Source organism: Kribbella sp. NPDC050459, assembly GCF_040655315.1.
Lineage (GTDB): Bacteria > Actinomycetota > Actinomycetes > Propionibacteriales > Kribbellaceae > Kribbella.
Genome location: NZ_JBFAJQ010000003.1, coordinates 92226 through 114748 on the forward strand (window position 1 = coordinate 92226; position 22523 = coordinate 114748).

Genomic DNA, 22523 nt, shown 5'->3' on the forward strand with positions numbered 1-22523 from the left:
GTTTGGAAAGCGCTATCTTGCGACGAAATGAGGCTCAAAAAGTACAAATTGAGCCTCTCGAGTCGGAAGTTGGGCAGGACTGTGTCGGTGATCAGGTCGTTCAGATTCATGGCTGCGGGGGTGGGGCTTGCCCTGGTGGTTGCCGCCTGCGGTGGGGGTGGGGCCGGGAAGGCCGAGCAGGATCCGTCGGCGCCGCTGGAGCTGTGGGCGCGCACCACGCCGGGCGGCGACGGCGAGAAGGGGATGAAGAAGCTGGCGGCGGCCTTCGAGGCAGCCACGGGGCAGAAGGTCGAGGTCACGGCGATCTTCGACGACTTCGAGACCAAGCTGTCCCAGCGGGCGGCGCAGAAGGACCTGCCGGACATCGTGATGAACGATTCGTCCCAGCTGGGCACGATGGTCAGCCAGGGGATCGTCCGCGAGGTCGATCTGTCCGCGATCAAGGGCAGTGACCAGCTGCTCGAGCCGGCGCTGGCCGCGGCACGCGCCACCGACAGCAAGACCTACGGCGTCCCGTACTCCGCGCAGGCCTCCGCGCTGCTGATCCGCAAGGACTGGCTGAAGAAGGTCAACCTGACCGCACCGGCGAACTGGGACCAGATGGTCGCCCTGGCGAAGGCCTTCACCACCCAGGACCCGGACGGCAACGGCAAGGCCGACACGTACGGCCTGGCGGTGCCGGGCTCGACCAAGCGCGGCTACGCGTCGTGGTACTTCTCGAACTTCCTCTGGGCGGCCGGCGGTGACTTCATCGCCAAGCAGAGCGACGGCAAGTACAAGCCCGCCATGTCGACCCCGGAGTCGGTGGCCGCGACCAAGTGGTTCCGCGACCTCGCCTGCACGTCGAAGGTCGTCCAGCCGGGCGCGGCGACGATGGATACGCCGCCGACCAACGAGACGTTCGAGGCGGGCAAGACCGGGATGTACGTCGTCGGCCCGTACCTGATGCCGCGCTTCGATTCCTCGCTCGGCAAGGACAAGTACGAGGTCGTGCCGATGCCCAAGGGCCCGAAGGACTCGACGGTGCTCGCCGAGGGCGGCAGCGTCTACCTGATGGTCGGCTCCAAGAACGAGGCCGCGCAGAACGCCTTCGCGGGCTACGCGATCTCCGCCGAGGGCCAGAAGATCGGCATGGAAGGCGAGAAGGCCTTCATCGTGCAGTTGCCGGTCAACAAGAGCGTCGACATCGCCACGGTCCGCCCCGACCCGCGGTGGAAGCTGTACGCCGATGTGTACCGCGAGCACGGCCGCTACGCCCCGTCCATCCCGAACTGGACGCCGGTCCGCCAAAGCACCGCCGACACGGTGAACGCCCTGATCGCGGACTGCGGCCTGGACGTCGACGCCGAGCTGAAGAAGCTCGACCAGAAGCTGACCGACACGCTCAGCCAACAGGGCGTCAACGCGTCATGAGTGTGCGTGAGGCAACCCGGCTGACGGCCCCGGCGCAGGTCGCGCCGGCGGCCGCCGACCGGCCCCGCCAGAAGCGCCGCGACGGGCAGTGGTGGGTGCCGTGGCTGTTCCTCGCCCCGGCGCTGGTGCTGTTCGTGTACTTCAAGTTCATCCCGATGGCGCAGGCGATCGGGATGTCGGTGCAGGAAGTCCGGCCGTACCTGGGCAACACCTGGGTCGGCGGCGCCAACTACGCCGAGGTCCTGGGCTCGGACGGCTTCCGGTCCGCCGCGTGGAACACGATCGTGCTCGCGGTCGGGCAGACGTTCGGATCGATGCTGCTCGGCTTCTGCCTGGCGCTGCTGGTGGAAGGGCAGACCCGCAAGCTGACCTTCATCCGGTCGGCGGCGTTCCTGCCGGTCGTCGTACCGCTCGCCGTGGTCGCCGAGTTGTGGCGGATCATGTACCACCCGACGGGCGACGGCCTGATCAACCAGGTGATCGGTCTGGTCGGGCTCGGCCCGTCCGGGTTCATCAACGACCCGCACACGTCGCTCGCCTCGATCGCGGTGACCGGCATCTGGCGCGGGGCGCCGTACGACATGATGATCTTCCTCGCCGGGCTGGCGGGGATCGACCGCGGGCTGTACGAGGCGGCGACGGTCGACGGCGCGTCGACGCGGCAGCGGATCCTGCACGTGACGCTGCCCGGGCTGCGACCGGTGTTCGCGATCCTGTTCGTGCTGGCCGCCGTCCGCGGGTTCCGGACGTTCACCGAGGTGTTCCTGCTGACCAACGGCGGGCCGAACGGCTCGACCGAGGTCGTGATGACGCTGATCTACAAGCTGGGCCTGGAGCAGAGCCGTCTCGGTGTCGGGTCGGCCGGCGCGGTGCTGCTCTTCGCGGCCACGCTCGTGCTGACCGTGTGCGTCCAGCTGCTGCGACGAAGGAGGGCCGCATGAGCGCCGCCACCGAGACCGCGCTGGGGCTCACCGAGAGCAAGGGGATCGGCGCCCGGCTCGCGAAGTTCGTGATCTACATCGGGCTGTTCACGGTCTTCGCAGGCCCGTTGCTCGCGTTGCTGGTCGGCTCGTTCAACCACGTCTCGGATCCGACCCAGCTGAGCGTCGTGCCGAGGACGCCGACGCTCGACAACTTCCGGATCGCCTTCGGCCACGGCGTCCTGCGGTACCTGCTGAACTCGTTCTTCGTGGTCGGGTTCGGGCTGCTGCTCCAGGTGGCGGTGTCGGTGTTGGCCGGCTACGCGCTGGCTCGGAAGAAGTTCCCACTGATGACGTTGGTGTTGGTCGCGATCCTGGCCACGATGATGCTGCCCGAGGAGATCCTCGCGCTGCCGCTGACCCTGGTGCTCGCCGACCTGCCGCTGGTGCATCTGAACCTGATGGGCACGCTGGCCGGCATGATCGTCCCGCTCGGCGCCTGGGCGTTCTCGATCCTGGTGATGACCGAGTTCATGAAGGACGTGCCGCGCGAGCTCGAGGAGGCGGCCCGGATCGACGGCGCGGGGGAGCTGCGGATCTTCGGGCAGATCATCCTCCCGCTGTGCAAACCGGCGCTCGGCGTGATCGGGGTCTTCGGCTTCACGATGATCTGGGACCAGTACCTGCTGCCGCTGCTGGTCGCGCAGAACTCGTCGGCGTACACGCTGCCGCTCGCGCTGCGGACCCTGCGGATCGATCCGGCCGTGACACCCGGCGTCGTCCTCGCCGCTTCCTTGCTGGCGCTGCTCCCGTCCGTGCTGGTGTTCCTCTTCTTCCAACGTTCGTTCGCCCGAGGGCTGACCTCCGGCGCACTCAAGGGGTGAGACATGGATCGTCGTACCTTCCTGGCAACCACCGGGGTCGCGGGGGTGACCGGCCTGGTGGCAGCCGTCGGGACGCTGCCCGCGGCAGCCGATGCGCGGAGCCGGCTCGTTCGCTCGCCGGACGAATTGCAGACGGCGATCGGGCACGCCGTGCCGGGCAGCGTCATCACGGTTGCGGACGGCACCTATGAGCTGACCGCGCCGATCGCGATCACCGGAAAGCGCGGTACCCGCGACGAGCCGATCGTCGTCCGGGCGGAGTCCGTCGGCGGGGTCGTCCTGACGGGTGCGCAAAGCTTCGTGCTGAGCGCGTCGTCGGACGTCACGATCAGCGGGTTCGCGTTCCGCGGGCAGACCTCGACCTTCGACGTACCGCCCGACTGCAAGCGGATCCGGCTGACCCGCAACGACTTCCAGCTGGCCGACGTCGAGGGTCTGCACTGGGTGATGATCCGGGGCGACCAGACCGAGTTCGACCACAACGAGATCCACGGCAAGTCCACGCTCGGCATCTACCTGGGCGTCGAGGGCGCCGGTACCGACCAGATGGCGGCCGGGGTTCGCATCCACCACAACTACTTCCGCGACCACTCGTTCCCGGGGGACAACGGCGGCGAGCCGATCCGGCTCGGGGTCAGTCCGCGCGCGCTGTCCACGGCCGGCGCGGTGGTCGAGCGCAACCTGTTCGAGCGCGCGAACGGCGACCCCGAGGCGATCTCGGTGAAGTCGTCCGGCAACACGATCCGGCACAACACGATTCGCGACAGCCTGGGCGGGATCGTGCTGCGGCATGGCAACGGCACCCGGGTCGAGGGCAACTACCTGTTGTCGGGGCAGAACGGGATCCGGATCTACGGCAACGACCACCTGGTCGTGAACAACTACCTCGAGCGGATCAGCGGCTCCGGCGTCGTCCTGGGCAGCGGCAACGTCCGGGACCACTACCCGGGCGAGCCGCCGAAGTCCCGCACCGGCAACGACGCACCGGACCGGGTGCGGATCGCGCTGAACACGGTGCTCGACTGCGGCGCCGCCGTGACCGGTGAGAGTCACCGGACCCTCCCGCCCCTGGAGTGCGCGGTGACGGACAATCTGTTGGTGACAGACAACGGGCAGTTGGTGAACATGCCGTTCCAGGACGGCATCACCTGGTCAGGCAACATCCACTGGGGACAGGGCGCGGACGGCAACGCCCCCGCGGCCGGTTTCACCCGCGCCGACCCGCTACTCGCGGCCGGGCCCGACGGCGTACGGCGGCTCACGGCCGGCAGCCCCGCGATCGATGCGGCATCCCGGTCGTACCCGGAGGTGGCCACCGATCTGGACGGGGACCACCGGACAGGACGGGCAGCAGACGTCGGCGCGGACGAGTACTCGCCGCGGCCTGCGAAGTACCGTCCGCTGACCTCGACCGACGTGGGACCGCACGCCCGATGACCACCAAGACAGCGGTAGGAGAGCAGGAGATCATCCGGACGTATCTCGACCGGCTGCGGCTGGACCTGGTCGTCGCCGCCCGGATCACCAAGGTGCACCGCGAGTGGTCCCGGCCGCTGCAGCCCGATCCGTTCTCGCGGCTGTACCTGATCCTGGAAGGTGAAGGGCGCCTCGTCGTCGGTGACGAGGAGCTGTACCCGCGGCCGGGCGAGCTGGTCTACCTGCCGGCCGAGGTGCCGGTGTCGTACGAGACGATCAGCGACAACGTGTTCCGCAAACACTGGCTGCACTTCAACGCGCTGATCGGCGACCGCGACATCGGCGAGATGCTGACGCTGCCGTACATCGTGCCGAGCAAGGCACCCGACGAGGCCGCGGCGCTGTTCGAACAGGTCGGCGCGGCCGACCGCGACCCGCCCGGACTCGCGACGCCGCTGCGGCTGCGCTCGGCGCTGACGGCGCTGTTCGCGCACTACCTCGACAGCGCGCCGCCCGGCTCGGTCAGGCTGTCGGAGCGGCAGACGAGCGAGTCCGGGATCGTGCAGTACATCCAGGAGAACCTCGCCACGCTGCCGAGCGTCGAGGAGCTCGCGGCCCACTTCGGCTACGACCTGCCGGCGTTCATGCGGCACTTCCGGACCGAGTTCGGCCTGTCGCCGAAGCAGTACATCAAGCGGGCCCGGATCGAATGGGCCCAGCGCGAACTGGTGGCGACCGCACGCCCGATGGAGGAGATCGCGGCCGCCGTCGGCATGGATCAGTCCTATTTCTCGAAGGTCTTCCGACAGGTGAGTTCGGTGACCCCGAGCGAGTACCGAAAGTTGTACCGCCCCAACAGCTAGGAGACTCGTCATGGACCGTCGTACCTTCTTGGCGGGCAGTGGCGTCGTCGCCCTCTCCCTGGTCAGCGCCCGTCCGGCGCTGGCCCGGGAGCAGGCGACAGTGACGTCGCTCGCCGAGTTGCAGCAGGCAATCAACAGCGCGACCGCCGGCACCACGATCACGCTGGCCAACGGCTCGTACGCCGTACCGTCGGGATCGCCGATCACGATCACCAACCGGCACGGCAGCAGCGGTTCGCCGATCACGATCGTGGCGCAGAGCCGCGGCGGCGTGACGCTGACCGGCGCGCAGAGCTTCGTGTTCTCGGGATCGTCGGACATCACGATCAGCGGGTTCGCGTTCCGGCAGAGCACGACGCTGGAGATCCCGGCGGACTGCCCGCGGATCCGGCTGACCCGCAACGACTTCGGCCTCGCCGCGGCCGCGGAGCACTGGGTCGTGGTCCGCGGCGACGACGCGAAGATCGACCGCAACGTCTTCCACGACAAATCCACGCTCGGCGTCTACCTGGTGATCGACGGACCGGGCTCCGAGGCGATGGCACAGCGCACCTACATCCTGCGCAACTACTTCCGCGACCACACGTTCAGCGGGTCCAACGGCGGGGAGCCGATCCGGCTCGGGGTGAGCGGCCGCGCGCTCAGCACCGCCGACGCCACGGTCGAGTACAACCTGTTCGAGCGCTGCAACGGCGACCCCGAGGCGATCTCGGTGAAGTCGTCCGGGAACACGATCCGGTACAACACGATCCGCTCGTCGGCCGGCGGGCTGGTGCTGCGGCACGGCAACGACAACCGGGTCGAGAGCAACTACCTGCTGTCCGGGTCGAACGGCATCCGGATCTACGGCAACGACCACCTGATCGTGAACAACTACGTCAGCGGCATCTCGGGCGCCGGCGTGGTGCTCGGCAGCGGCACGGAGCGGGACCACTACGAGGGCGAGCCGTCCGACTCCCGGCGCGGCAACGATGCGCCGGACCGGGTCACGATCACGCTGAACACACTGCGGAACAACGGGCAGGCGCTCGTCGGCGAGAGCCAGCGCACCGTCCCGCCGCTGGGGTGCGTGGTCTCCGACAACCTGATGGTCGGCGACAGCGGCGACCTGGTCGACATGCCGTACCTCAGCGGCCTGACCTGGTCGGGGAACATCCTCTGGGGTCAGGCGGCCGACGGCAACATCCCGTCCTCCGGGTTCACCCGGGCCGATCCGAAGCTGACCGCGGGCTCCGACGGCGTGTACCGGCTCGGTGCGGGCAGTGCCGCCGTGAACGCCGCCAGCGTCGACCACTCGAGTCAGGTCACCGACGACGTCGACGGGCAGACCCGCACAGCGCCGTACGACGTGGGCGCCGACGAGTACTCGACTGCTACACCAGTGCGTCGTCCGCTGAACGCGGCCGACGTCGGGCCGAACGCGGCCTAACCCCAGGACGCGGAGGCGCCCGTTCACCAGGACGGGCGCCTCCGCCCAGCCAGCTGCCTGGACGACTGCCTAGACGACGGCGGGCTGGGTGTTGCCGGCCTCGTCGATGCCGCGGCGCATGTCGACGCGGGTCAGCAGCGCGAGGCCGATGACGAAGAACAGCCCGAGCGCGACAATCGCGGGACGGTACGAGCCGGTGAGCTGGTGGACCAGCCCGAACACCAGCGTGCCCAGCCACGACGTACCCCGTTCGCCGGCCTGGTAGAGCGAGAAGTACTCCGCCTCGCGGCCCTTCGGGATCAGCTGGCTGAACGCCGACCGGGACAGCGCCTGCGTGCCGCCGAGCACGATCCCGATCGCGACGCCCATGGTCAGGAACGGCGCGATCTGGTGGGCGGGCAGCAGGAACCCGGCGATCACGATCAGGATCCAGACCACCAGGCCGCCGGCGATCGTGCGGTGCGCGCCGTACCGCTGGGCGAACCGGCCGAAGGCGAGCGCGCCGAAGAACGCGACGAACTGGACGAGCAGGATGGTCGCGATCAGCACCTGGGTCTCGAACCCGAGCTGCTTCTCGCCGTACGTCGACGACACCGAGATGACCGTCTGGATCCCGTCGTTGAAGAACAGGTACGCGATCAGGAACAGCATCGTCATCTTGTAGGAGCGCAGGTGCTTCAGCGTCGCCGCGAGCTGCCCGAAGCTCTGGCGGACGAGGCCGGCGCTGCGCACCGGGACGACGCTCACGGGCGGGCGGTCGCGGAGGCGGACGAACGGGAAGAAGGTGAACAGACCCCACCACAGCCCGGCACTGAGAAGGCTGAGCCGCACAGCCGTTCCCTGGGACAGCCCGAGTGCGTCGTGTGCCGTCACCACGGCGAGGTTGACCAGCAGCAGGAGGAATCCACCGGCGTACCCGAAGGCCCAGGCCCGGGAGGAGACCGCGTCGCGCTGATCGGGCGGCGCGATGTCGATCAGGATCGAGTCGTAGACCACCAGCGACGAGCCGAGACACAGGTTGCCGATGAACAGCAGCAGCGCCCCCAGCCCCCACCGGCCGCCGCCGACGAACACCATGCTGGCGGCCGCCAGCGCGCCGGTCCAGGCGAAGCCGCACATCAGGAGCTTCTTGCGGGTCATCCGGTCCGCGATCGCCCCGACCACCGGCAGGAACAGCGCCGACACCAGCGTGGCCACCGTCACGACGTAGAACGCGAGCGAGCCGGGGGAGATCCCGAGGCCGAGCACGTCGAGGTTGGTGTGGCACGGCTTGTCCGTGGTCCCGACGTACCCGCAGGCGGCGGTCTCGGCGACCGAGGTCAGGTACGGCGCGAACAGGACCGTGCCGACCGTGGTGACATAGCCGGAGTTCGCCCAGTCGTACAGGCTGAAGCCCCAGTACTCACGCTTGTCCACGCCGGCCGGAGCGGAGAGGATTCCCATGCGCGGAAGTGTGTCAGGTCCCGGGGACGATCCGGCGTACCCGCGGATAACACTTCAGCTCCACTGACCGCGCTCCCGCAGTACGTCGCGGAGCAGGTCGGTGCGGTCGGTGATGATGCCGTCGACCCCGGCGTCGAGCAGCCGGCGCATCGTGTCCGGGGCGTCGATCGTCCACACGTGGACCTGCTTGCCGCGGGAGTGCGCGCGCCGGATCAGGCCGGGCGTCAGCACGTGGAAGGCGCGGTACCGCTCGGGGATCTGCAGGCAGGCGCCGCGCGACGGCAGCGCGAACGGCAGGAACCGGATCAGCGCCGCCTCCCACTCGCCGTACCCGGTGCACAGCCGGGGGCCGAGCAGTTTGCGGATCCGCCGGACCCGTGACTGGGAGAACGACGACACGCAGATCCGGTCGAGCGCGTTCGCGGCCTGCAGCACCTTCGCGGCCGGCTCCAGGCCGCCCTCGGCCTTGATGTCCAGGTTGAACCGGATGTCCGGGAAGTGCTCGAGCAGCTCGTCCAGGCGGGGGATCGGCTCGTGCCCGTTGATCCTCGCCTTGCTGACCTCCGACCAGGGCAGCTCGGCGATCACCCCGGTGCGGTCGGTGACCCGGTCCAGGACCTTGTCGTGGAACGCGACCACGACCCCGTCGCTGGTCGCGTGCAGGTCGGTCTCCAGGTACTTGTACCCGAGGTCGACGGCGTGCTGGAACGCGTGCAGCGAGTTCTCGTAGCCGATGTTGTCCGGGTGTTTCGCGCCGCCTCGATGAGCCATCGCGATCGGGCCGTCGTGGTCGAGGTAGGGGTACACGTCCAGAAGTATGTACCGTTTGGCTGGTGACGGTACTCAGCCCCCGCCCCGACCTGTGGACCCTCGATCCCGGCGTCCTGCACCTCAACCATGGTTCGTACGGCGCCGTGCCGCGCCGGACGCAGGAGGTGACGAGTGCCCTGCGGACCGAGATGGACGCCAACCCGATGGTCTGGTTCCGCACGGTTGCCGACCGGTTGACGGCCAGCCGGCTCGCGCTCGCCTCGTACCTGGAGACCGATCCGGCCGGGTTCGCCCTGGTGCCGAACGCGAGTGCCGGCGTCACGGTCGCGCTCCAGACGCTGCCGATCCCTGCCGGCAGCCGGATCGTGCTCACCGACCACGCGTACGGCGCGGTGCGCTACGCCGCCGAGCGGTTCGCGAAGGAGCGCGGCGCCGAGGTGGTAACGGTCGGGATCCCGCTCGAGGCGGACGACGAGACCGTGGTCGCGCTGGTCGCGGCCGAGCTGGACGACGCCTCGGTGCTGATCGTGGACCAGATCACCTCCGGTACGGCGAAGGTGTTCCCGATCGACGCGCTGGTGACGACCGCCCACGCGCACGGCGTACCGATCGTGGTCGACGGCGCCCACGCCCCGGCGCTGATCGATGCCCCGGCTGCCGCGGGCGCCGACTTCTGGACGGGCAACTTCCACAAGTGGCCGGCAGCTCCGCGCGCCACGGCCGGGCTGGTCGTCGCCGAGCGGTGGCGGACGGCCGCGATGCCGCTGATCGTGTCCTGGTCCGAGTACGACGAGCGCATGCCGGAGCGGTTCGACATGCAGGGGACGTACGACTACGTGCCGTGGATCGCGGCGCCGGAGTCGCTGCGGGTCCTGGCCGACCTGGACTGGCCGGCCCGTCGTCCGCAGCTGACCGCCCTGGTCGAGGAGGGCGCGAAGATCCTCGCGAAGGCGCTCGGGACCGGCGTCGCCGACGTGGTGCACCCGCCGGCGACGATGCGACTGGTCGAGCTGCCGCCCGCGGTCGACCTGAGCGGCGGCGAGGCGCTGAAGATGCGCGTGTCGCGCGAGCTGAAGGCCGAGATCACCTTCACCGGGTTCGAGGAGCGCAAGTTCGTCCGGCTGTCGGCGCATGCCTACAACTCGCTCGCGGACTACGAGAAACTGTCGGAGGGTCTGCCTAGAGTCCTCGCGTGAACGACATCCAAGGGTCCTACAACGCTGCCGCCGCCGACTACCACGCGATCCTGAAGGACTACCACCGCGACGATCCGTTCGAGATCGGCGCACTGGAGTACTTCACCCGGCTGGTCGAGGACGGGCCGGTGGGGGACCTCGGATGCGGCACCGGGCGCATCACGACGTACCTGGCCGGTCAGGGGCTGGACGTGTTCGGTGTCGACCTGACGCCGGGGATGATCGAGGTGGCCCGGAAGGAGTATCCGGAGCTGCGCTTCGAGGTCGGGTCGTTGTTCGGCCTGGACCTGAAGGACGGTGAGCTGGCCGGGGCCCTCGCCTGGTACTCGCTGGTTCACACGCCGCGCGAGGAGCTCCCGAAGGCTTTCGCGGAGCTGTTCCGGGTGCTGCGGCCGGGCGGCGTCCTGGTGCACGGGTTCAAGGTCGGCGACGGCCATCGGGAGCTCAAGCAGGGCTACGGGCACGACGTCGACCTCGAGGTGTACATGTACGACGTCGCCGATGTCGCCGAGTTGCTCGCCGCCGCCGGGTTCGTCGAGGTCGCCCGCCTGACCCGCGCGGCCCTGCCGGCCGAGAAGGACGCCGCCCAGGCCGCCCTCCTCGTCCGCAAACCCGCTACCCCTTGATCGCTCCCGAGGTCATGCCGGCGACGATCTGCCGGTTGAAGAACAGGAACATGATCAGCGGCGGGATCGTGATCAGCAGGATGTCCATGAACAGCAGGTTGTACTGCGTGGAGAACTGACCGGAGAAGTTGTAGAGCGTGAGCTGGACGGTGGCGTTCTTGTCACCGGGCAGGAAGTACAGCGGGTTCACGAAGTCGTTGAACACGTTGACCGACTGCACCACGACCACGGTGATGATGACCGATCTGAGCAGCGGGAAGATGACGCCGAAGAACAGCCGCAGCGGCCCCGCTCCGTCGATGATCGCCGCCTCGTCCAGCTCCCGCGGGATCGTCGAGACGAACGCCCGGAACAGCAGGATGCAGAACGACAGCCCGAACGCGATCTCGATCATGATCAGGCCCGGCATCGTCCGGAACAGGCCGAGCTTCTGCAGCACCCAGATCGTCGGCACGACGGCCGGCGGGATGATGAGTCCGGACAGCACCAGGAAGTTGATGAATCCGTTCCACTTGCTGGCCCGGCGCTGCAGCACGAACCCGGCCATCGCGGCCAGCACCACCATGCCGGCCACGCTCACGACGGTCAGGATGGTGCTGTTGATGAACGCGATCACCAGCATGTAGTCGCGGGCCTTGACCACGTCGACGAAGTTCTGCACGAACTGGAACTGGTGCGGCCAGGAGAAGTCGAGATCCGCGGCCTGCTGGCGGTCCTTGACCGCGGTCAGCAGCATGAACACGAACGGGATGATGAACACCACGATCGAGGCCAGGATCGCGACCACGCTGAGCGCCCATTTGCGGCCGGGCCGGTGGTTGACGAGTTCGGCGGTGCTCACATGTCCACCTCCTTGCGGTTCAGGAACCAGTTGAGCGGCAGCACGATCGCGGTCACGACCACGAACAGGATCACGTTGCCGGCCGTCGACAGCCCGTAGAAGCCGGCCTGGTACTGCTTGTAGATCACCGACGAGATGACGTCGGAGGTGAAGCCGGGGCCGCCCCGCGTCATCGCCCAGATCAGCTCGAACGACCGCAGGCCGCCGATCAGGGACAGGATGATCACGGTGACCGTGGCCGGCTTGCACAGCGGGAGCACGATCCGGCGGAACGACTCCCACGCCCCGGCCCCGTCGACCCGGGCGGCCTCCATGTACTCGCGCGGGATCGACACGATCCCGGCGATGTAGATCAGGGTCGCCAGGCCGACGCCCTTCCAGACGTCGACCAGGGCGATGGACAGCAACGCCCACTTCGGGTCGGTGAGCCACCCGGGCCCGTCGATACCGATGACGCCGAGAGCCCCGTTGATGATCCCCCGTTCGGGATTCATCATCACCTGGAACAGCAGGCCGACGCCGACGGTACTGACGAGCACCGGGAAGAAGACCACCGAGCGCAGGTAGCCGCGGCCGATGATCTGCGACGTCAGCAGCACGGCCAGCAGCAGACCGAGCACGACCTTGGATCCCGACGTCACGACGGCGAAGACCAGCGTGTTGGTGAAGCCCTTGACCAGCGCCGGCTCCTGGAAGAACAGCTTGAAGTTGTCCAGCCCGATGAACTTCGACTCGAACAGGCTCCAGCGCGTCAGGCTGTAGTAGAACGAGGCGAACGTCGGGATCAGGAACAGCACGGCGTAGATCACCGCGGTGGGCAGGTAGAACCAGAACGAGTACGGGCGGTACACCTTGCTGCCGGTCTTCGCGACCGTCGCGGTCTTGCTGTGCTCCTGGGAGATCGACACAGCCACCGACCTCACCAGCCCTCCAGGCCCAACTGCTGCGCCTGCTTCTTGACGTCCTCGTCGTATCGGGCCGCGCCGTCCTTGGCCTTGCGGATACCGGAGCCGACCTCGACCGTGATCTGCTCCAGCGACGGGCCCTTGACCGGCGAGAGGAACTCGAGCGCGAGGCTCGAACCGCCCGGCTTGTCGAGGTACGGCTGCATGTCCTTGATCGCCTGCGGCACGTTGTCGCCGAGCGTGCAGCCCTTCACGGCGTACGGGCCGGTCGGCGCGCCCGCCTCGGACTGCGACTTGCACCCGTCCGGGCTGGCGACGAAGGCGAGGAACTTCTTGGCCGCGTCGAGCTTGTCGCCGGTCGTGGTCTTCGGGATGTAGAGGCCGCCCGGCGTCCACAGCGTCAGGCCGTTCTTGCCCGCGTCGTCACCAGGCAACGCGAACAGGCCGACCGACTTCGCGGCGTCCGGGTAGGTGGCGATCATGTTCGCGACCACGCCGGACAGGATCGGGTAGTGCGCGCCCTTGCCGGTGGCAAGCATCTTCAGGCCGTCCGGCAGCTTCGCGGAGGCGAAGTCCTTGTTCTCGTAGCCGGCGTCGTGGACGGCCTGGGTGTGCTCGAAGCCCTTGATCGCGGCCGGCGACGTCGCATACTTCGCCTGGTTCTTGGTGTACTTGTCGGCGAAGTCCGGCTCGGCCGCGGAGACGTTGTGGAAGTCGCCGAGCACGAACAGCTGCGACGTCCAGGTCTCGCCGTACGTCTGGATCACCGGTGCGACGCCGGGGTCGCCGGCCTTGATCTTGGCGTTGTTGGCCATGAACTCGGCCCAGGTCGTCGGCACCTTGAGGCCGAGCTTCTGGTAGACCGGGATGCTGTACAGCACCGCACCGCCCATGAACCCGCCGACAGGCGCGCCGTACACCTGGCCGTCGGCGGTCACGGTCTTCTTGAAGTTCTCGTCCAGGTCACCGACGTAAGGCTCGTCGTTGATGGAGAGCAGGTTCTTCTGCGGCGCGATCGCCTGGAACAGCGACCCGGTGTTGTAGTTGAACACCTCAGGCATGTCGCCGGTCGACAGCCGGGTCTTGACGATGTTGTCGCCTTCGGTGCCGCCGGGCCGGCTGTCGACCTTGACGGTGATGTTCGGATTCTTCGCGTGGAAGTCCTTGGCGAGCTGCTCGGCCTCCTTGATGTCCTGATCCTGGTTCGTGGTCAGGTACGTGATCTCGACCGAGCCGCTGCCACCGGCGTCGTCGCTGGATCCGAGACTGCCCGCGCTGCACGCGGAGAGGGTTAGGGAACAGACAGCCAGCAGTGCGAGTCCGCTGGCTCCTGGGCGGAACCTCATCATGACCTCCAAGGGATGTACTTCGCGGCAGCGGGGCGGTCGGTGAGTCGGGCTAGTGGTTGAGCAGGGCGTCGAGCTCGGCCTTCAGGGCCTCGGCGCTCGCGGAGAAGCCGCGCGGGCTGATCGCGTCGACCAGGCCGGCGGCCGGCTGGTCCAGGTACCGCTCGAGCCGGCCGGCGAGCTCTGCGTCATCGGCGACGATCCCGTGCTGGACGGCGGCGGCCGCGAGCGCGGACCAGGTCGGCTCGTGGTCCAGGACGTCGCGGATCGTCGCGTCGGCGGCCAGTTGCGGCGCCTCGGCGTACGGATCGGCGAGGGTCCACTCATGCGTACCGTGTCCGGTCTCGACAGGATCGAGGCCCGGTACGTCGACCTTGGCGCGGGAGCCGACCGGAACGGTGACCTTCAGCGTCACCTGCCCGTCGGCACGGGTCCACGCGACCGACGCCTCGCCGTACGGCGTGAGGTGCCTGGCGGACGCGTTCGTCAGGTGGTCGGTGAACAGTGGGCGGACGTCGATCGTCCGGTAGCCGGGCTCCGCGGCCGCGAGGCCGGCCACCCGCCGGTGCATCCAGTCGGCGACGGCGCCGAGGGCGTAGTGGTTGAACGACGTCATCTGGCCGGGGTTGATGCTGCCGTCGGGCAGCATGCTGTCCCAGCGTTCCCAGACCGTCGTGGCTCCCATGGTCACTGCGTACAGCCAAGAGGGGCAGCCTGTCTGTAGCAGAAGGCGGTACGCCAGGTCAGGATGTCCGGAATCGGCCAGCGCGTCGGCCATCAGCGGCGTCCCGACGAATCCGGTACTGATCCGGAAGCCCGCCGTCCGCACGAGGTCGGCGAGCCGTTCGCCGGCGCGCTGCCGCTGGTTCTCGGTCGGCAGCAGCGCCCACTGCAAGGCCAGCGCGTAGGTCGTTGCCGCGTCGCTCAATACCCGGCCGCCGTCGGTCGCGTACTCGGTCGCGAAGGCCTGCCGGACGCGCGCGGCAAGGTCGGTGTACTCGCGGGCGAGGTCGGTCTGACCGACGACCGCGGCCGCCTTGCCGAACACTTCGGCGGACCGGGCCAGGTGCGCGGTGGCGACGACATCCGGGTCGGCCTTGGCCAGGAACGCGTTCTCCGGCGGCGCGGTCGGGTCGAGCCAGTCGCCGAACTGGAAGCCGCCCGACCAGACCAGGTCCGGGCCGGCCAGGTCGGCCATCTTGTCCACCCAGGCCCGCATGCTCGGCAGTTGCCGGGCGAGCAGCCCGGCGTCGCCGGTGCGCTCGTAGACCACCCACGGAACGATCGTTGCCGCGTCACCCCAAGCCGCAGTCGCCGGTGACTCGTTGCGGAGCACGTCCGGGATGACGAAAGGCACCGAGCCGTCCTTCTGCTGCTCGGCGGCGAGATCGGCGAGCCAGTTGGTCAGGAAGCCCGCGGTGTCGAACAGGAAGCCGGCGCTGGGGGAGAAGACCTGGATGTCGCCGGTCCAGCCCAGCCGCTCGTCGCGCTGCGGGCAGTCGGTCGGCACGTCGACGAAGTTGCCGCGCATGCCCCACACCACGTTCTGGTGGAACTTGTCGAGCAGCTCGTTCGACGACTCGAACCAGCCGGTCCGCCGCAGGTCGGTGCCGATGACGACGGCTTCCAGGTCCTCCTTGCGGAGATCGGTCACGCCGGTGACCTCGGCGTACCGGAAGCCGTGGAAGGTCAGCGGCGAGTCGAGGACGACCTCGTCCGGTCCGGCCAGGACGTAGGTGTCGGTCGCCTTCGCGGTGCGCAGCGGGCGGACGCCGAGCTCGCCGTTCTCCAGCACCTCGGCGTGCCGCAGGACGATCTCGTCGCCCGCGGACTGACCGCGGACCGTGAGGCGGACGCGGCCGACGAGGTTTTGGCCGAAGTCGACGAGCGTCTTGCCGGACGGCGACGTGGTGATCTCGAGCGCCGGGAGCACGTCGGTGATCCGGACCGGCGGGCCGTCGGGTGCGACGAGCAGCGCGAGGTCGGCGTCGAGGACGTCGACGGGTGCCGGCTCGCCGGGCTGCTTGCGCAGGTCGGTGGACTGGCCGTCGTACAGGTCGTCGGCCAGGACGTTGCTCTCCCGGGAGGTCCAGGTGCCGTCGCTCGCGACCGTGTGGACCTGGCCGTCCTCGGTGGTCACCTCGAGCTGTGCGAGGACCGCGAGGCGGTCGCCGTACAGCTGCTTCTGGTCCTGGAAGCCGATCCGGCCGCGGTACCAGGCGTTGCCGAGGAGGAATTCGAGCGTGTTCTCACCAGGTCGGACAAGCTCGGTCACGTCGTACGTCTGGTAGCGGAGCCGGTACTGGTACGCCGTCCAGCCGGGCGCGAGCTCCTCGGTGCCGACCCGCTGCCCGTTGAGCTCGGGGATGTAGATGCCGTACGACGTGGCGTACAGGCGGGCTTTCACGACACCGTCGGGGAGCTCGGCGGAGCCGGCGATCAGCGGCGCGGGGGAGCCGTGCGGGTTGTCCCGCGGGCTGACGAACCGGGCGGTCCAGTCGCCCGGCGTGAGCAGCCCGGCCTCGATGGTCGCGGGCTCGCTCCAGTCACTCCAGTCCCCGGCACCGCGGACGCGGACCCGCACCTGCGCGGCCTGGCGGGACTCCAGCGCGTCACCCGGCCAGGGCACCAGGATCTGGTCGGGGGACTGGACGGTGAAGACCTGCGTGCTGCCGGTGGTGATCTCGACCTCGTACGCCGTCTGCGCGTAGCCGGCGTCCGCGGCCGGGACCTGCCAGGAGATCCTCGGGCTCGCGGTGCCGATGCCCAGGACGGGTGCGGACCGATGCTCGAAGCGGAGGGCGGTGGGTGCGGCGAGTTGCGACATGAGACTCCAACCGAGTGAAACGATTCATTGGGTGCTCTGACAAAACGCTCGATCATTGGCTGATGGATCGGCGAGGACGTTTCGCTTGTTCCCCGATCCTGCGACCGGCAGTCGCCGGTCACTAGCCCGATGTGCACCCGATCTAGCACGATCTGCACTTCGGCTCGTATCGTGACCTCGTGGCAGGCGTGGCCGATGAGCCGGTGCGGACCCGCGGAACCGTGCTGCACTTCGTCGAAGGGACGGTCGTGCACGCGGGCACACACCTGCACGAGAAGTCCCACCCGTTGCACACGCACAGTTTCTTCGAACTGCTGCTCGTCACCGGCGGTGAAGGCGTCCACCACAGCCTCGCGGGGCGCCAGCGGCTCCGCGCCGGCGATGCGATCCTGCTGCGGCCGGGGGTCTGGCACGAGTACGTCGAGTGCGACGATCTCGAGGTCTACAACTGCTGTTTCTCGGCCGACCTGGTGCGCCGCGAGCTCGCGTGGGCGCGCGAAGATCCCTTGCTGGGTTACCTGTTGTGGACCGGACCGTTCTCCGCGCAGCGTCGCGGGATGCTCGCGACCCATCTCGATCCGGGCACCTTCGCCGAGGCCGTCGGGCACCTCGACGGACTGCGCCGGCTCCGCAACCAGCCGCTCAGCCGGCACCGCGGCGAGGTGATCGGCTGGCTGTCGCTGTACCTGAGTTGTGTCGCCCGGACGGTGGCCGAATCCGACGAACGCGGTGAGCACACGCATCCCGCGGTCCTCGACGCGATGCGGCTGATGGAGGCCGACCCGGCGCGGCACTGGACGCTCGCCGAACTCTCCGGCGAGTTGCATCTGGCCCCCGGCTATCTGGTCCGGCTGTTCAAGTCGGTGACCGGAGTCCCGCCGATGGCGTACCTGTCACGGCACCGCGTCGAGCTCGCGGCCGACCGGTTGCTGCACACCGATCTGCCGATCAACCGGATCGGGGAGTCCGTCGGCTGGCCCGACCAGAACTACTTCGCCCGCCGATTCAAATCCCACTACGGGCTATCAGCGACCCTCTATCGGGAACGTTTCAACGCCATCAGGCACAGCTACCCGGCCGCGGACGAGAAGGTCTAGCCCGTCCAGGATCCGCTGCAGACCGAACTCGAGGCCCTGGTTCTCGCTGCCCGCCGACGTCCGCATCGCGGCGGTCAGATGTGGGAAGCGGCCGGCCTCGGTCGTCAGGATCGCGGCGAGCGACTGCTGCATCTCTTCCTCGGTCAGCCCGGTGGTGTGCCCCGGGAAGGTCGTCGACTGCTGGGCGATGTTGCGGACGTGGCTGGTGACGACCAGGATCGAGTCGAACTGCTCGCCGCCGGTGAGGCCGGTGCCGGCGAGCGCGGCCAGGCCGCGTTCCATCCAGAGGAGCTCGTTGGGCCCGAGCAGCCGGCGGCCGATCGTCGACTGGAGCAGCCACGGGTGCCGGGTGAATCCGTCGTACAGATCGAGCGCCCAGGTGTGCAGGGCCTCGCGCCACGGTAGGTCCGCGCGGTCGGGCGGGGGACCCATCGCGATGTCGCTCATCACCGCGACGAGTTCCGTCTTCCCGGGGACGTGCCGGTAGAGCGCCATCTTCGTCACCGGCAGCTCACCCGCGATGCGCTGCATGGAGACCGCGTCCAAGCCCTCGGCGTCCGCGATCGCGATCCCGGCCGCGGCGATCTCGGCCAGCGTGATCGCGGGCTTCGGGCCGCGGCTGCGAGCCGGCGGCCCGCCCCAGAGCAGTTCGGTCATCGGCGTCCTTCCGTCTCGGCTCGAACTGTGTCTACCATACACTTTAATGTGTCTACCGGACACAGTAAGGAGATGGAATGAAGATTCTGGTATCGGGTGCGAGCGTGGCGGGCCCGTCGGTGGCGCTCTGGCTGGGCCGCGCGGGCCACGACGTGACCGTGGTCGAGATCGCGCCGGCACTGCGGCAGGGCGGGTATGCGGTGGACTTCCGGGGCGACGTGTTCACGACGGTCCTCGACCGGATGCGCGTGCTCGACGACCTGCGGGCGCTGCAGACCGGCGGGAACGCGATGCGGTTCGTCGACGAGTCGGGCCGCAAGCTGATGCGGTTGCCGGCCGAGTTCGCCGGCGGCGAGCTGGAGGTGCTGCGGGCGGATCTGTCGCGGGTGTTGTACGAGCACAGCCGGGCGCAGGCGGCGTACCGCTTCGGCGACTCGATCGCCTGGTTGCGCGAGCACCCCGGCGGCGTGGAGGTGCGGTTCGAGAGCGGCGTCGAGGAGACGTACGACCTGGTGATCGGCGCCGACGGGATGCATTCCGTCGTACGGCGGCTCGCGTGGCCGGCGGACCAGGTCGTCGAGCGGCACCTGGAGTACTACGTGGCCGGCTGGGAGGTGCCGAACACGCTGGGCATCTCGGGGGACACGCTGATGTACAACGTGCCGGGCAAGCTGGCGAGCGTCGGCGCAGACCGTCGCGATCCGGCACTGGCGCAGACGCTGTTCGTGTTCAAGTCGCCGCGATTGCAGTACAACCGCCGCGACCTGGACGAGCAGAAGGCGATCCTGCAGGAGCAGTTCGGCGGGCTCGGCTGGCACGTCCCGGAGCTGCTCGAGGCGTTGCCGGCGGCAACGGAGCTGTACTTCGACTCGATCAGCCGGGTGCGTGTGGAGCGCTGGTCGACGGAGCGGATCGTGCTGCTCGGCGATGCGGGGTACGGCGCGACGTTCGGAGCGCTCGGCACCGGTACAGCCGTGGTGGGCGCCTACGTGCTGGCGGGGGAGTTGGCGCAGGCGCGCGGCGACTTCCGGACCGCCTTCGCCCGGTACGAGGCGACGCTGCGCAAGGCCGTGTCGACGACGCAGGACGGCAGCCGCGCGGGGTCGTTCCTGGCGCCGGCGACCCGGTTCGGCATCGCTGCGCGGAACCGGATCCTGGACATCCCGTTCTTCCTCAACCAGATGCTCAAGATGGCCCAGAACATGAGCGAACTGATCGAGCTGCCTGCCTACTCGATCGACACGGCCTCAGGGCAGCAGGGGGAGCTGGTAGAGGAATGACTCCCACGAGTCCGGCAGCCAGCCCGGCACGCCGAGCGCGGCCAGGTAGAGCCAGATCGCGACGAGCACGCAGAGGAACAGCGCGAGGGTCCCGAGCGCCTTGAGCCAGGCGGGCTGCTTGCCGGTCCAGGCGGTGAGTGCCTTCACCCAGTCCTTGACCCGGTACAGCAGCCGCTGCGCCCACTCGAACTCGCTCGCGAGCACGGCGAGACCCGCGATGAACAGCGGGATCCCACCCGGTCCCGGCAGCCACCCCGTCAGCGGCGCCGCGATGATCAGCAGCCCGCCGAGCACCCCCACGCCGATGCGGTAGAACATCAACTTCCGCGGATTCTCGCGGATCCGCCTCCGCCACTCCCACCGGTCGTCCGCAGCATCGAGCGTGATGTTGTGATCGGTGCGGTCGGGACTTTCCTTCTCGGCCACGCACCCAGCCTACCGGGCGATCAGGCAGTAGCCGGGTTGCCGAACTCCCAGTGCCACGGCTCCTCGCGGTTGCCGCCCTGATCGGCCCAGGCCGGGTGCAGCCAGCCGTACGCCGGGGCGTGCGACTTCATCCACTGGTACTGGGTGGTGTTGTACTTGTCGATCCCGCCGCACAGGTCGACGGCCACGCCCCACCCATGGTTGGAGGTGCCGGGGAGCGCGGCCAGCGACGGCTTGCGCTGGTACAGGCTGACCTGCGACGCGTACGAGCGGTAGGAGTCGGTGATGCAGAGCGACTTGCCGAACTGGGCGCGGTAGGCGGCGGCGAGTCGCGCGTACGCCGCCGCGGCGTCGCAGCGGAGCATGTGGCCGCCGGACCCGAGGGCGCACAGCTTGCCGGCGGGGATCATGCCGTTGCTGTAGCCGCCCCAGCCGGTGCTGGCGGATCCGGTCGCCAGGAACGGCATCGGGTTGACCGGGTCGCCGCCGAGCCGGACCTCGAAGTGCAGGTGCGGCCCGGTCGAGTTGCCTTCGGTGCCGACGGCACCGATCTGCTGCCCGGCGGTGACCTGCTGACCGTCCGTCACGTCGACGCGACTCAGATGCGCGTACAGCGTCTCGAGGCCGTTGCCGTGGTCGATGCGCACCAGGTTGCCGGCCCAGGCCGGGTGCTCGACGCGGACGACGCCCGACGTCACCGCGCGCACCGTCGTACCGACCGCGGCCGGGAAGTCCTGGCCGGTGTGCAATCCGGTCGACCACATCGCTCCCGACTGGCCGAACGGCGTGCCGATCTCGTAGGTGCCGTCCGGCAGCGGCCACGTCCAGGAGCCCGAGCCGACGTCGTACGAGGTGGCGGTGTTGCCGCACCGGAACGCGTAGGCCTCGGAGGTCGCCACCGGCGCGACCTGCGGCTTGGCCGGGGCGCCGAGTGTCGGGCGCAGGGCGGCGTACAGGTTGTCGGGGATGGTCGTGACGACCACCGCGCCCTTGGCCTCGTCGGCGGCGATCATCTCGCCGCTGTCGAGCGCGATGCCGATGTGCACCAGGCCGAGCGACTTGCTGCCCATGACGAGGATGTCGCCGGGCTGGATCTGCGCGTTCGGGACAGCTTGGTAGTCCGGATAGACCTTGCCGACGAGGTTCGGCAGCGTCGTGTACGGCTGCCAGGCGACCCGGGCCGCGCCGAGGCAGCCGTACTTGTCGGGGCCGGTGGCGGCGACGCCGTACGGCTTGCCGACCAGGCTGAAGGCCTGGTTGACCGCGCGGATCGTCTCGGCCGACATCACTCGCACGGCCCGGCCGCCGACCGCCACCGAGGCGACACCGGGGATGGCGGCGCCGCGGCGGGTCAGCGGGCCCAGGCCGGCCGGCAGCTTGGCCGGATTCTTGAGGACGGCGGCCGCCGGGGGAGCGACCTTCGTGGCGGCGAGCTCGGTGAGATACGCGCGCCAGCGCGCGAGGGCCTGCTGGTTGCGGGTCTGCTGGAGCTGCTGCGAGAGCGCGGAAGCGACGTCGAGGTCGGCGGTCTGGTCAGCCATCGCGGCCGCGGCGTCGGCCGCCTTCTGCTGCACCTGGTTGCTGAGCTCCTGGGCCTTCGCGGCGGCCTGGTTGGCGGCGGTGCGCTTCGTCGTCGCCTCGCCCCTCAGCCGGTCCGACTCGACCTCGGCGGCCCTCGCCCGCTGGTACTGCGAGACCTGGGTGTTGCCCAGCTGCGTGATCGCGGTCTGCCGGTCGGCGATCTCCTGGAGGTTCTCGGCGACCGGGGCGAGCGACCACAGCATCGACTCGGTGCCCATGACGGTCGGGATGCCGAGCTGGTACGCCTGCGCGGTGATCACCCCGAGGCGCCGGCGCTCCTCGTCGGACTTGCCCTTGGACACGGTCGCGCTGGACTCCGCCTTCTTGGCGGCGGCCTCGGCGGCCTGCGCCTCCTTCAGCGCCTTCGTGTAGGCGATGGTGGCCTTGGCGAAGTCGGCCTGCAAGGCCGCGGCCTCGGCCTGGAGTTGCTCGAGGGAGCGGTTGACGTCGGTGACGGAGGCCGGCGGCGGCTCGGTCGCGGACGGCGACGGATCGGCATGGGCCACCGGCACGGCGACCGCCGCCAGCAGTGTGCCGAGTGCCGCGAGCCGCAGCCCCCGGCGCTTCCCCAGATCCATCCGTCCCCCATGCGAGATCGCCTC

19 protein-coding genes are annotated in these 22523 nt (G+C 69.2%); 10 read left to right on the forward strand and 9 right to left on the reverse strand.

The genetic code is table 11. From position 1 onward, the window contains the following. Nucleotides 1–108: 108 nt before the first annotated feature. Genes AB0I12_RS11555 through AB0I12_RS11580 form a run of 6 tightly spaced genes read left to right on the forward strand, consistent with a single transcriptional unit; the run spans nucleotide 109 to nucleotide 6925 of the window. Nucleotides 109–1413 carry a sugar ABC transporter substrate-binding protein gene (locus AB0I12_RS11555; RefSeq protein ID WP_359927968.1) on the forward strand — a complete coding sequence of 435 codons (1305 nt, stop codon included), beginning with the start codon at nucleotides 109–111 and terminating at the stop codon, nucleotides 1411–1413. Next, nucleotides 1410–2354 (forward strand): sugar ABC transporter permease, encoded by a 945-nt coding sequence (locus AB0I12_RS11560; protein ID WP_359927971.1) that lies wholly within the window; start codon nucleotides 1410–1412, stop codon nucleotides 2352–2354. The genes AB0I12_RS11555 and AB0I12_RS11560 overlap by 4 nt, the downstream gene beginning before the upstream one ends. Then, the gene (locus tag AB0I12_RS11565; protein WP_359927974.1) at nucleotides 2351–3217 is read left to right on the forward strand and encodes a carbohydrate ABC transporter permease; all 867 of its coding nucleotides are present in this window, start codon (nucleotides 2351–2353) and stop codon (nucleotides 3215–3217) included. Before AB0I12_RS11560 ends, AB0I12_RS11565 begins: the two co-directional genes overlap by 4 nt. A 3-nt stretch (nucleotides 3218–3220) precedes the next feature. Next, nucleotides 3221–4654, forward strand: a complete 1434-nt coding sequence (locus tag AB0I12_RS11570) for a polysaccharide lyase 6 family protein (RefSeq protein WP_359927977.1) — start codon at nucleotides 3221–3223, stop codon at nucleotides 4652–4654. Next, nucleotides 4651–5496, forward strand: a complete 846-nt coding sequence (locus tag AB0I12_RS11575) for an AraC family transcriptional regulator (protein ID WP_355692682.1) — start codon at nucleotides 4651–4653, stop codon at nucleotides 5494–5496. The genes AB0I12_RS11570 and AB0I12_RS11575 overlap by 4 nt, the downstream gene beginning before the upstream one ends. Before the next feature lie 10 nt (nucleotides 5497–5506). Next, complete coding sequence (locus AB0I12_RS11580; protein WP_359927981.1) at nucleotides 5507–6925, forward strand: polysaccharide lyase 6 family protein; 1419 nt, start codon at nucleotides 5507–5509, stop codon at nucleotides 6923–6925. Between the two features lie 69 nt (nucleotides 6926–6994). On the opposite strand, the gene AB0I12_RS11585 is transcribed toward AB0I12_RS11580, so the two are convergent. After that, nucleotides 6995–8368 (reverse strand): MFS transporter, encoded by a 1374-nt coding sequence (locus tag AB0I12_RS11585; RefSeq protein WP_359927984.1) that lies wholly within the window; start codon nucleotides 8366–8368, stop codon nucleotides 6995–6997. A gap of 54 nt (nucleotides 8369–8422) precedes the next feature. After that, nucleotides 8423–9175, reverse strand: coding sequence for a glycerophosphodiester phosphodiesterase (locus tag AB0I12_RS11590; RefSeq protein WP_359927987.1), 753 nt, complete (start codon nucleotides 9173–9175; stop codon nucleotides 8423–8425). Between the two features lie 26 nt (nucleotides 9176–9201). Here AB0I12_RS11590 and AB0I12_RS11595 point away from each other — a divergent pair, with 26 nt between their 5' ends. Beyond that, nucleotides 9202–10335 (forward strand): aminotransferase class V-fold PLP-dependent enzyme, encoded by a 1134-nt coding sequence (locus tag AB0I12_RS11595; protein WP_359927989.1) that lies wholly within the window; start codon nucleotides 9202–9204, stop codon nucleotides 10333–10335. Beyond that, nucleotides 10332–10961, forward strand: coding sequence for a class I SAM-dependent methyltransferase (locus AB0I12_RS11600; RefSeq protein ID WP_359927992.1), 630 nt, complete (start codon nucleotides 10332–10334; stop codon nucleotides 10959–10961). The genes AB0I12_RS11595 and AB0I12_RS11600 overlap by 4 nt, the downstream gene beginning before the upstream one ends. Here the strand turns inward: AB0I12_RS11600 and AB0I12_RS11605 are convergent. From AB0I12_RS11605 to AB0I12_RS11620, 4 genes are read right to left on the reverse strand one after another with little or no spacing between them, the layout of a single operon-like run. Beyond that, entirely contained in the window at nucleotides 10951–11802 is an 852-nt protein-coding gene (locus AB0I12_RS11605) for a carbohydrate ABC transporter permease (RefSeq protein ID WP_359927995.1), read from the reverse strand. The genes AB0I12_RS11600 and AB0I12_RS11605 overlap by 11 nt on opposite strands. After that, nucleotides 11799–12725 carry a sugar ABC transporter permease gene (locus tag AB0I12_RS11610; protein WP_359927998.1) on the reverse strand — a complete coding sequence of 309 codons (927 nt, stop codon included), beginning with the start codon at nucleotides 12723–12725 and terminating at the stop codon, nucleotides 11799–11801. The genes AB0I12_RS11605 and AB0I12_RS11610 overlap by 4 nt, the downstream gene beginning before the upstream one ends. Further along, entirely contained in the window at nucleotides 12722–14053 is a 1332-nt protein-coding gene (locus AB0I12_RS11615; protein WP_359928001.1) for an extracellular solute-binding protein, read from the reverse strand. Before AB0I12_RS11615 ends, AB0I12_RS11610 begins: the two co-directional genes overlap by 4 nt. A gap of 52 nt (nucleotides 14054–14105) precedes the next feature. Then, nucleotides 14106–16880, reverse strand: a complete 2775-nt coding sequence (locus AB0I12_RS11620) for a family 78 glycoside hydrolase catalytic domain (protein WP_359928003.1) — start codon at nucleotides 16878–16880, stop codon at nucleotides 14106–14108. 179 nt (nucleotides 16881–17059) lie between these two features. On the opposite strand from AB0I12_RS11620, the gene AB0I12_RS11625 reads away from it, so the two are divergent. Beyond that, complete coding sequence (locus tag AB0I12_RS11625) at nucleotides 17060–17977, forward strand: AraC family transcriptional regulator (RefSeq protein WP_359928006.1); 918 nt, start codon at nucleotides 17060–17062, stop codon at nucleotides 17975–17977. Here AB0I12_RS11625 and AB0I12_RS11630 read toward each other — a convergent pair. Continuing rightward, the gene (locus AB0I12_RS11630) at nucleotides 17906–18634 is read right to left on the reverse strand and encodes a TetR/AcrR family transcriptional regulator (RefSeq protein WP_359928008.1); all 729 of its coding nucleotides are present in this window, start codon (nucleotides 18632–18634) and stop codon (nucleotides 17906–17908) included. The genes AB0I12_RS11625 and AB0I12_RS11630 overlap by 72 nt on opposite strands. 77 nt (nucleotides 18635–18711) lie before the next feature. Between AB0I12_RS11630 and AB0I12_RS11635 the strand changes: the two genes are divergently transcribed. Continuing rightward, on the forward strand, nucleotides 18712–19914 hold the full coding sequence (locus tag AB0I12_RS11635; RefSeq protein ID WP_359928011.1) for an FAD-dependent monooxygenase: 1203 nt from the start codon (nucleotides 18712–18714) through the stop codon (nucleotides 19912–19914). Here the strand turns inward: AB0I12_RS11635 and AB0I12_RS11640 are convergent. Both AB0I12_RS11640 and AB0I12_RS11645 read right to left on the reverse strand, forming a co-directional pair. Then, a complete protein-coding gene (locus AB0I12_RS11640) occupies nucleotides 19882–20340 on the reverse strand; it encodes a PGPGW domain-containing protein (RefSeq protein WP_359928014.1) in 459 nt (152 codons plus the stop codon). The genes AB0I12_RS11635 and AB0I12_RS11640 overlap by 33 nt on opposite strands. A gap of 20 nt (nucleotides 20341–20360) precedes the next feature. Then, the gene (locus tag AB0I12_RS11645; RefSeq protein ID WP_359928017.1) at nucleotides 20361–22499 is read right to left on the reverse strand and encodes a peptidoglycan DD-metalloendopeptidase family protein; all 2139 of its coding nucleotides are present in this window, start codon (nucleotides 22497–22499) and stop codon (nucleotides 20361–20363) included. Between the last annotated feature and the right edge of the window lie 24 nt (nucleotides 22500–22523).

Coding starts and splice junctions, on each gene's coding strand:
- AB0I12_RS11620 (WP_359928003.1), bottom strand. CDS start 16,880: ATGTCGCAACTCGCCGCACCCACCGCCCTCCGCTTCGAGCATCGGTCC.
- AB0I12_RS11585 (WP_359927984.1), bottom strand. CDS start 8,368: ATGGGAATCCTCTCCGCTCCGGCCGGCGTGGACAAGCGTGAGTACTGG.
- AB0I12_RS11630 (WP_359928008.1), bottom strand. CDS start 18,634: ATGACCGAACTGCTCTGGGGCGGGCCGCCGGCTCGCAGCCGCGGCCCG.
- AB0I12_RS11580 (WP_359927981.1), top strand. CDS start 5,507: ATGGACCGTCGTACCTTCTTGGCGGGCAGTGGCGTCGTCGCCCTCTCC.
- AB0I12_RS11565 (WP_359927974.1), top strand. CDS start 2,351: ATGAGCGCCGCCACCGAGACCGCGCTGGGGCTCACCGAGAGCAAGGGG.
- AB0I12_RS11555 (WP_359927968.1), top strand. CDS start 109: ATGGCTGCGGGGGTGGGGCTTGCCCTGGTGGTTGCCGCCTGCGGTGGG.
- AB0I12_RS11560 (WP_359927971.1), top strand. CDS start 1,410: ATGAGTGTGCGTGAGGCAACCCGGCTGACGGCCCCGGCGCAGGTCGCG.
- AB0I12_RS11645 (WP_359928017.1), bottom strand. CDS start 22,499: ATGGATCTGGGGAAGCGCCGGGGGCTGCGGCTCGCGGCACTCGGCACA.
- AB0I12_RS11615 (WP_359928001.1), bottom strand. CDS start 14,053: ATGAGGTTCCGCCCAGGAGCCAGCGGACTCGCACTGCTGGCTGTCTGT.
- AB0I12_RS11635 (WP_359928011.1), top strand. CDS start 18,712: ATGAAGATTCTGGTATCGGGTGCGAGCGTGGCGGGCCCGTCGGTGGCG.
- AB0I12_RS11570 (WP_359927977.1), top strand. CDS start 3,221: ATGGATCGTCGTACCTTCCTGGCAACCACCGGGGTCGCGGGGGTGACC.
- AB0I12_RS11575 (WP_355692682.1), top strand. CDS start 4,651: ATGACCACCAAGACAGCGGTAGGAGAGCAGGAGATCATCCGGACGTAT.